At 70.6% G+C, this 5,143-nt stretch carries 3 protein-coding genes; 1 reads left to right on the top strand and 2 read right to left on the bottom strand.

Going from position 1 to position 5,143, the window contains the following annotated elements:
- Nucleotides 1-118: 118 nt before the first annotated feature.
- The gene (locus OP86_RS32030) at nucleotides 119-346 is read left to right on the top strand and encodes a hypothetical protein (protein WP_030062611.1); all 228 of its coding nucleotides are present in this window, start codon (nucleotides 119-121) and stop codon (nucleotides 344-346) included.
- 102 nt (nucleotides 347-448) lie between these two features.
- On the opposite strand, the gene pepN is transcribed toward OP86_RS32030, so the two are convergent.
- Nucleotides 449-3,028, bottom strand: coding sequence for an aminopeptidase N (gene pepN / locus OP86_RS32025; RefSeq protein ID WP_030261158.1), 2,580 nt, complete (start codon nucleotides 3,026-3,028; stop codon nucleotides 449-451).
- Between the two features lie 151 nt (nucleotides 3,029-3,179).
- Nucleotides 3,180-4,844 (bottom strand): outer membrane protein assembly factor BamB family protein, encoded by a 1,665-nt coding sequence (locus OP86_RS32020; RefSeq protein WP_030261155.1) that lies wholly within the window; start codon nucleotides 4,842-4,844, stop codon nucleotides 3,180-3,182.
- Between the last annotated feature and the right edge of the window lie 299 nt (nucleotides 4,845-5,143).

The following is a 5,143-nucleotide window of genomic DNA, read 5'->3' as shown; positions in this document are numbered from 1 at the left end:
GCAGAAGACGGCATACGAGATTTCTGCCTGTCTCGTGGGCTCGGAGATGTGTATAAGAGACAGCCTCCAGGCGGACCCCGACGCGCGCCCTCCCATAAGCGGCGGGTAAGTTGGAAACGTGGACAAGAGGAACGCTTTGCGAGCCGGCGCGGTCTCCGCAACGGTCACGCTGATGATGCTGCTGTCGTCGCCCGCCATGGCCTTCACCAGGGACGACGGTGACGACCCCGGTGCCGGCCTGAGTGTCGGCCAGACCCTCGGCCTGTACGTGTTTCTTCCGCTCGTCGCCTTCGCGGTGATCGCCGGTCTGGCCGGCCTGCCGTACGGCAAGGGCAAGAAGAAGTAACCGCCGCGTCCACCTGGACCCGCACGACCCCGAAGGGGCGCCGGACGATCCCGTCCGACGCCCCTTCGTGCTACCCGGTTACCGGTTACCGGTTACCCGGCGTCAGCGGCTGCCCGCCGCCCGGTCGGCCTCCTGCGCCTTGAGCGCACGCTCGACCCCGGCCCGCGCCTCGACGACCTGCCGCCGCAGCGCCGGCGCCGGCTCGGCCGAGGCCAGCCACGCGTCGGTGGCCTCCAGGGTCGCGACCGACACCTGCAGGCCGGGGTACAGCCCGACGATGATCTGCTGCGAGATCTCGTGGCTGCGGGTCTCCCAGACGCCCTTGACCGCCGCGAAGTACTTCGCCGCGTACGGGGCGAGCAGCTCCCGCTGGTCGGACTGCTGGAAGCCGGCGATCACGGCCTCCTGCACGTAGTTGGTCAGCTTGTCCGACTCCACCACCGACGCCCAGGCCTCGGCCTTGGCCTCGACGGTCGGCCGGGCGGCGCGGCAGGTGGCCGCGTGCTCCTGGCCGGCCGCGGTGTTGTCCCGCTCCAGCTCCTCCGCGATGCGGGCTTCGTCGGCCCGCCCGGTGGCGGCGAGCCGCACCAGCAGGGTCCAGCGCAGCTCGGTGTCGACGGCGAGGCCCTTGATCTCGACCGAGCCGTCCAGCAGCCCGGCGAGCAGCCCGAGCTGACCGTCCGTGCGGGCGACCGCGGCGAGGGTGCGGGCCCAGGCCAGCTGGTGGTCGCTGCCGGGTTCGGCGGCGCGCAGGTGTTCCTCGGCGGCGGCGGCCCAGAGGTCGAGGCCCTGCTCGCGCCAGTCCGGGTCGGCGTACGCGTCGAGGGCGAGCTTGACCTGGCGCTGCACGGACTGCACGACGCCGATGTCGGACTCGCGGCCGATGCCGGAGAGCGCGAGCGACAGGTAGTCGCGGGCGGCGAGTTCGCCGTCGCGGGTCATGTCCCAGGCGGAGGCCCAGCACAGCGCGCGCGGCAGCGAGTCGGTGAAGCCGCCGAGGTTCTCGGTGACGACGGCCAGCGAGTCCTCGTCGAGCCGGATCTTGGCGTAGGAGAGGTCGTCGTCGTTGAGCAGCACGACGGCCGGCCGGTGACGTCCGACCAGCTCCGGCACCTCGGTGCGCGGGCCGTCGACGTCCAGCTCGATCCGGTCCGTCCGCACCAGCGAGTCGCCGTTGAGCTCGTACAGGCCGATGGCGATGCGGTGCGGCCGCAGCACGGCCTCGCCCTTGGCGCCGGCGGGCAGCGCGGGGGCTTCCTGCAGGACGGTGAAGGACTCGATCTCGCCGTCGGTGTTCAGCACCAGCGAGGGCCGCAGCACGTTGATGCCGGCGGTCTCCAGCCAGGACTTGGACCAGGCCTTGAGGTCGCGGCCGCTGGCTTCCTCCAGGGCGCCGAGCAGGTCGCTGAGCCGGGTGTTGCCCCAGGCGTGGCGCTTGAAGTAGGCCTGCACGCCCTGGAAGAAGGCGTCCTGGCCGACGTAGGCCACCAGCTGCTTGAGCACCGAGGCGCCCTTGGCGTAGGTGATGCCGTCGAAGTTGACCTGGACGTCCTCCAGGTCGTTGATGTCGGCCATGATCGGGTGGGTGGAGGGCAGTTGGTCCTGCCGGTAGGCCCAGGTCTTCATCTGGTTGGCGAAGGTGGTCCAGGAGTGGGGCCACTTGGAGCCGGGGGCCTCGGCCTGGCAGACGGCCTCGGCGAAGGTCGCGAACGACTCGTTCAGCCAGAGGTCGTTCCACCACTCCATGGTGACGAGGTCGCCGAACCACATGTGGGCGAGCTCGTGCAGGATCGTCGCGGCACGGGACTCGTACGCGGCGTCGGTGACCTTGGAGCGGAACACGTACTGGTCGCGCAGGGTGACGGCGCCCGCGTTCTCCATCGCACCGGCGTTGAACTCCGGGACGAACAGCTGGTCGTACTTCGCGAACGGGTAGGGGAAGTCGAACTTCTCCTGGAAGTAGTCGAAGCCCTGCTTGGTGACCGCGAAGATGGCCTCCGGGTCCAGGAACTCGCGCAGCGAGGGCCGGCAGTAGACGCCGAGCGGCACCTTCTGCTCGCCGTTCTCGTAGCTGTCGAAGACGCCGACGTACGGGCCGGCGATCAGCGCGGTGATGTAGCTGGAGATCCGGCCGGTGGGCTCGAACTTCCAGACCCGGGTGTCACCGTCGCCGACCGGCTCCGGGGTCGGCGAGTTGGAGACCACGACCCAGCCGGTGGGGGCGGTCACGGTGAACGTGAACGCGGCCTTCAGGTCGGGCTGTTCGAAGCTGGCGAAGACGCGGCGGGCGTCCGGCACCTCGAACTGGGTGTACAGGTAGGTCTCGCCGTCGACCGGGTCGACGAACCGGTGCAGGCCCTCACCGGTGTTGGTGTACGCGCAGTCGGCGACGACCCGCAGCTCGTTCTCGGCGGCCAGGTTCGGCAGCGGGATACGGCTGTCGGCGAAGCTGGCCGGGTCGAGCGGCGCGCCGTTGAGGGTGATCTCCTCGACGCTCGGGGCGACGAGGTCGATGAAGGTGTCCGCGCCGGGCGTGGTGGCGGTGAACCGGACCACGGTGGTGGACCGGAAGGTGCCTCCTTCGCGGGCCGAACCGAGGTCGAGCTCGATGTCGTACGCGTCCACGTGGAGAAGGTCGGCCCGGGTGCGGGCCTCCTCGCGGGTCAGGTTTGTGCCGGGCACTCGCTGCACTCCTTTGTCGGGCTGATGGTGCGAATCCTCGCATGTCCAACGGACGGGCCCGCCGAATAATCGCAGGCGGGGCGGGCCCGGGCCGTTTGCCCGTGCCCGCCCCGCCCGCGTCAGCCGCGTCGAGGGGAAATGTCCCCCGGCGTCACTTCTTCCACTTGGTCAGCGGACCGTCCGAGGAGCTGTAGCGACGGAAGGCGTACACCGCGCTGCCGTCGTCCGAGATCAGGTACTCGGAGGTGCTGCTGCCGATGTCGAGGCCGTTCGGCATCGCGATGGTGCCGATGTCGGTCATCGAGCCGTCGGTCGGCGAGAGCGTCACGAGGCGGGCCGGCTTGTCGTAGCCCTGCTCGACGACGGCGCGGATCTTGCCGTCCTTGTCGGTGCCGGACACCAGGCGCATGTCGTTGCTGGACGAGGACGTGGTGGCCGCCCACAGGCGCTTGCCGGTGTTCAGGTCGTAGGCGTTGATGCCCGGCTTGGTGCCGCTGACCTGGACGTACAGGGTGGAGCCGCTGACGACGTTGCGGGTGAGGGCCTCGTCCTGGCCGGACAGGCGCAGGCTGTCCGAGCCGGGCTCCTTGACGGACATCTGGGTGCCCGGCTTGTTGTCCTTGTCGAACGGCAGGACGTAGTCGCCCTGCGGGCCGCTGGACATCAGCAGGACGAGCGGCTTGTCTTGGACGACCTGGTCGACCTCTTCGATGCTGCCGGTCAGGGTGATGGGCGTGCTGGCCGCCTTGCCGGTGTCGGCGTTCACGATGACGAGCTGCGACTTCGGGCCGCTGCCGCCGTAGCAGCGGTCGCTGACCGCGATCTGGTTGCCGGCGGTGCGGCCGCGCACGGAGCAGTCCTTGTCGCGCGGCTGGTACTGCCAGGCCGGCTGGCCGTTGGCGATGTTGAGGGCGCCGACCGCGTTGCCGCCGATGGCGACCACGTTCTCGGTGACGCTCAGCGTCGGGGAGGACATCCGGTCGGCCGAGACCTTGACGCTCCAGAGCAGCTTGCCCTGGGCGAGGTCGACGGCGCCGACGGTGGAGCAGTCGCTGTCACCGGTGTTGAAGGAGACGGCGGCGATGTTCTTGGAGTTGGCCCCGTACGAGGCGGTGCACATCTCCTTGCTGCCGGCCGGGACGGGGATGGTCCAGGCTTCCTTGCCGTCCGTCAGGTTGTAGGCCTTGATGCCGCTGCTGTCGACGCGGATGGCGAACTTGTCAGTGCCCCAGACGCCGAGCATCTGGTTCGCGCTGTCCGTGTTGGCGCCCTTGGGGGCGTTCCAGGCGACGGTGAAGCCGGCGCCCTTGGGGCCGGGGCCGGGCGCGGGGCTGTTGTTGTTGTCAGGGCCGGCGCTGGTGGTGTCGGTGGGGCCCGCCGTGGGGTTGTGGTCGGGCTCCTTGAGCAGCACGACCAGGGCGACCACGATCGCGATCGCCAGCACGCCGCCGATGATCCCGCCCCACAGCATCACGGGGTTGCGCTGCTTGGGCGGGACGGGAGCGCCGGGGTAGCTGTACCCGGGCTGCTGCTGCGGGTAGTTGTAGCCGCCGGTGTTGTAGCCCTGCCCGGCGTCCGGGGCGACGTACGGGGCACCGGGCACCGGGTCGTACGGACCGACCGGTGCGGCGGCGGGCGGCGGCGGGGCCTGGCTGGGGAACGCGGCCGAGGTCGGCACGTACGGCACGTACTCGCCACCGCCGACGGGCGGCTGGGCGGGTGGTGCCGGCGGCTGGGCGGGCGGCGGGCCGGCCTGCCCCGGGACGGCCGAGCCGTCCAGCTGAGTCCTCTGGTCCGCGACGGCGGCCGGATCCACACCGCCGCCTGGCGGGCGCCCGAACGAGACGCCCCGGTTGTCCTGCGGACCGCTGCCAGGCGTTTCGCCTGCCCCCGGCGTAGGGTGATCCCCTGCCATCTGATTCCCCGTCATGTCTGGATGCGTCCCCCTGCCGGTACCGTCCTCGGTTCCGGTGGGACGGCTGAGAAGTGGGCACCATGCTAGTGGTGCGTGGTTTTCGGCCGCCGCCAGGACCGCCGAACCCCGCCGTCACAGGTCCAGGCCGCGCAACACCTTCACCCCCCGATCACCCGCCCCCCACCCCCGACATCCGGACG

This window comes from Streptomyces novaecaesareae, assembly GCF_000716875.1.
Lineage (GTDB): Bacteria > Actinomycetota > Actinomycetes > Streptomycetales > Streptomycetaceae > Kitasatospora > Kitasatospora novaecaesareae.
Note: the sequence above shows the minus strand (reverse complement) of the source record. Positions and strands in the feature narration are given on the sequence as shown.